Annotated in this window: 7 protein-coding genes; all 7 read right to left on the minus strand. The window is 75.6% G+C overall.

Translation table 11 applies throughout. From position 1 onward, the window contains the following. Nucleotides 1–97 precede the first annotated feature (97 nt). Nucleotides 98–874, minus strand: coding sequence for an SDR family oxidoreductase (locus EF903_RS30520; protein ID WP_125548227.1), 777 nt, complete (start codon nt 872–874; stop codon nt 98–100). A 308-nt stretch (nt 875–1182) separates the two neighbouring features. Then, nucleotides 1183–1734 (minus strand): Clp protease N-terminal domain-containing protein, encoded by a 552-nt coding sequence (locus tag EF903_RS30525; protein ID WP_125548228.1) that lies wholly within the window; start codon nt 1732–1734, stop codon nt 1183–1185. Beyond that, nucleotides 1734–1943 carry a helix-turn-helix domain-containing protein gene (locus EF903_RS30530; protein WP_030315760.1) on the minus strand — a complete coding sequence of 70 codons (210 nt, stop codon included), beginning with the start codon at nt 1941–1943 and terminating at the stop codon, nt 1734–1736. The genes EF903_RS30525 and EF903_RS30530 overlap by 1 nt, the downstream gene beginning before the upstream one ends. A gap of 197 nt (nt 1944–2140) precedes the next feature. Next, nucleotides 2141–2512 carry a hypothetical protein gene (locus tag EF903_RS30535; protein ID WP_125548229.1) on the minus strand — a complete coding sequence of 124 codons (372 nt, stop codon included), beginning with the start codon at nt 2510–2512 and terminating at the stop codon, nt 2141–2143. A 50-nt stretch (nt 2513–2562) separates the two neighbouring features. Continuing rightward, nucleotides 2563–2835: a gas vesicle protein K gene (locus tag EF903_RS30540; protein WP_125548230.1), complete on the minus strand. Its 273-nt coding sequence runs from the start codon at nt 2833–2835 to the stop codon at nt 2563–2565. Continuing rightward, nucleotides 2832–3020, minus strand: coding sequence for a gas vesicle protein (locus EF903_RS30545; RefSeq protein ID WP_125548231.1), 189 nt, complete (start codon nt 3018–3020; stop codon nt 2832–2834). Before EF903_RS30545 ends, EF903_RS30540 begins: the two co-directional genes overlap by 4 nt. Continuing rightward, on the minus strand, nt 3017–3348 hold a 332-nt coding region (locus tag EF903_RS30550), incomplete at its 5' end, for a GvpL/GvpF family gas vesicle protein (RefSeq protein WP_185902908.1). The genes EF903_RS30550 and EF903_RS30545, both read right to left, overlap by 4 nt.

Consider the following 3348-nt stretch of genomic DNA (forward strand, 5'->3'; position numbering starts at 1 on the left):
GTGGCGCTCACGCCGGTTTCCGCCGCGCCGAGCCCCCCGGACTGTCCGGTTCCTGTGCCCCGGGGCGGCGGAAACCGGCGTGAGCGCCACCGCCCGGTCAGGGGGCGGGGCGGCGCGGGCGGGAGCCGAGGCGCTGGAGGACGCGGCCCGCGAAGCGCCGTCCGGCCAGGCGGCCCAGGAACACCAGCGCCTTGTCGGCGGTGCCGGGCACGCACACGGTCCGGCCCCGCTCCAGGTCGCGCAGCGCCGTCCGTACGACGTCGTCCGCACCGGTCCACATCGCGCGGGGGATCGAGGAGGTGTCGCGGCCCGAGCGCTCGTGGAGCGCGGTGCGGACGTAGCCCGGGCAGAGCGCCATGACGCGCACGCCCGGACGGGCGGTCCGCGCGTCGGTGAGGCTCCGGCTGAAGGCGTTGATCCACGCCTTCGACGCCCCGTACGTACTGCGGGGGAAGAACGCCCACAGGGACGAGACGTTGACGATGCCGCCGCGGCCGCGTGCGTTCATGCCGGGCAGGGCCGCGTGGGTGAGCCGCAGCACCGCCTCGCAGTGCACGCGCAGCATGCGCGCCTCGTCGGCGGCCGGCACGCGCAGGAAGCCGGCCGGATGCGCGAACCCGGCATTGTTGACCAGCAGGTCGAGCGGCTCCGCCGCCGCCCTCTCCGCGACGCGTGCCAATCCGTCGTCCGAGGCGAGGTCGGCCGCGAGCACGGTCACAAGGACGGCGTGCTTCCGATGCAGGGCATCGGCCGTACGGGCCAGCCGGTCCGGGTCGCGGGCGACCAGCGTCAGGTCGTACCCGGCGGCGGCAAGCTGCTCGGCGAAGGCCGCGCCGATCCCGGAGGTGGCGCCGGTGACGAGGGCGTGGGGCATGCCCCCATGGTCGCAGCCGACGGGCCGGCCCGACCGCGCTCGTCCTCGGACAGGACCGGCCGACCCGGCGGCGTACCGGACGGGCCGTTCGGCCGGTCCGCGGGCGGAGTACGGGTGGTTTGCGGACCGCATGGGCGAATGCGGCGGGCGTGCCGGGCGCCGGGTCCGCGGGCGGCTCCCCACCCCGAGCAGCCGCGCCGCATTCCTGGCGCGGGCCGGGATCGCGGCTTCCCCGCCTCCCGGTCCGCCTTCGGCGACCGCGCCGTCGCGGCGGCCGCGTGGGGCGGACGCCCTGCCGTCCGCGGGGGTCAGCGCGCGACGGGCGCGGAAAGGGCGGCCTCGACGGACGTGTACGTCACCCCGTGGTCCGCCAGGACCTCCGCGACGACACCGCCGGTCGTGGTGAGGGCCAGCAGGACGTGCTCGTCGCCGATCTCCCGGTCCTTGCGGGCCAGGGCGATCCGGAGGGACTTCTCCAGCACCGTCTTCGCCTCCCGGGAGAAGGACCTGCGGCCGGACCATCCGGCGTCCCTGCGGTCGCCGGCCAGCGCGCCCCGCCCGTGCGCCTCCTCCACCCGCGCCACGATGGCGCCGACGTCGATGCCGAGGCCCTCCAGGGCCTCCGCGTCCGCCCGGGACAGCCCTGCCCGCCGCCGGGCGTCCGCCAGGGCGGCGGCCACCGCGGGCCGGCGCTCCGGGGGGCACAGCCCGCGCAGTGCCGCCGCGGCCCGGGTGTCCTCCCGGTCGAGGAGCGCCAGCAGCAGGTGCTCCTCGGACACCGTGGCGGCGCCGGTCCGCTCGGCGTGCTCGAACGCCCCTTTCACCACCGCGCGTGCGGCCTGCGTGAATCGCTCGAACATCACTGCCTCCCGTACTTCTTGTGGACGGCCTGCCGGCTGACGCCCAGCTCGGTCGCGATCTCCTGCCACGACCATCCCTGGTTGCGCGCACTGCGCACCTGGACGGCTTCCAACTGCTCCAGCAGCCGCCGCAGCGCGGACACGGCCCGCAGTCCCACCCGCGGGTCACGGTCGCCCGCACGGGCGGCGAGGTCGGTCGCATCGGTCATGTTGTCAATCTATGTTGACAGGTCGGGCAGTGTCAACCCCGGTTGACGTAAGGGGGGTCCGGCGCCTTGAACGCGTGCGGCAGGACAGCTCCAGCCCCCTCCTGCCCGGTCGACGTGGCCGGGAGCGGCCGGCTGCGGACATGGGCGGGGGCGGGGGCCTTGGGCCCCCGCCCCGGTGGTGTGGGTGTGCGGCGCGGTCAGAGGCGGCCGCCGGTCAGGCGGGACAGCGGGCCGCGGCGGCGGAGGCCCGCGCGGCGGCCCGCCGCGTACGAGGCGGCGACGAGCGCGAACGTCCCGCTCGCCGTTCCCGCGGCCACGGCCTTGCGCGCCCGGACCAGCGTCCACAGCAGGCCGGCCCGGCCGGCGGTGGAGCGGAGGACCTGGGCGGCGGTGGTGGTCTTCTCCGCGATCTGGGAGGGGAGCGCGGTCAGTGTGCCGACGCCCCCGTGTTCCTCCGGTGCGTCGCCGGCCTTCGGCGCGGCGCTCGCCGCCCGCCCGCGCGCCGTGCCGCCGTTCGAACCGGAGTTGTCGGAAGGGGACTTGGTGGTGGGTTTCCGCGATGCAGTCATGGTGTGCGTCTGGCCGACCAAGCGCTCCTCAAACGTGGTTCTTTTCCGGGCTAGAGGAGGGTGCCCAGCGGGCCCAGGTCCAGGTTCAGGTCCTCCGCCGTCAGGCCGAAGCGGCGGCGCAGCAGAGCCATCCGGTCCTCCAGCAGCATCAGCGTCAGCCCCAGCCGCTCCTCCTGTTCCTCGCTGAGGTCTCCGACCTCCACGCGCCTGAGCGCCTGGCGCTCCATCAGCTGCCGCAGCAGCTCGATGACGGTCAGCACCAGGCGTGCGAGGTCGCGTTCGACGGTGTCCGGGTCGAGTTCGACCCGCTGCGTCCGGCTCACATCTCCACCTGCTTCCAGGGTGAGGGGACGGCGTCGCCCACGGAGCTGACGAGCGCCTTCAGATCGATGCGTACGAGGTCGACGTCGGCGATGCGCAGCGTCAGGTCGCCGGCCAGGACGACCCCGCCGGCGAGCAGCCGGTCCAGCAGGTCCACCAGGGCGATGCCCCCGTCGTCGCCGGTCACAGGGTCGATCCCTTCTCCTCGTCGGCGCCGGCGGTGAAGGAGTACGGCACCCAGGGGCCCGTCACCTCCAGCCGCAGTCCGGCGTCCAGGGCGTCCGGCGGCGGTACGGCCTCCAGGAACGCCTCCCGGCCCGCAGCGGGCACGAGGTAGGCGGCGTTCAGCACGTGCAGCCCGTCCGCCCGGGACAGCCGCCGGTCCTGCGGCGGGTGCAGGACCGCCGCCGCGGCGTGCCGGGACAGTTCCCGGTGCAGGTCCCGCGCCGTGCGGGCGGCCCGCGTGCGGGAGGCCTCCCGCACGTCGCGGTCCTTCAGCCGCCGCCTCAGGTAGT

Source organism: Streptomyces sp. WAC05292, assembly GCF_003949955.1.
GTDB classification, from domain to species: Bacteria; Actinomycetota; Actinomycetes; order Streptomycetales; family Streptomycetaceae; genus Streptomyces; species Streptomyces globosus.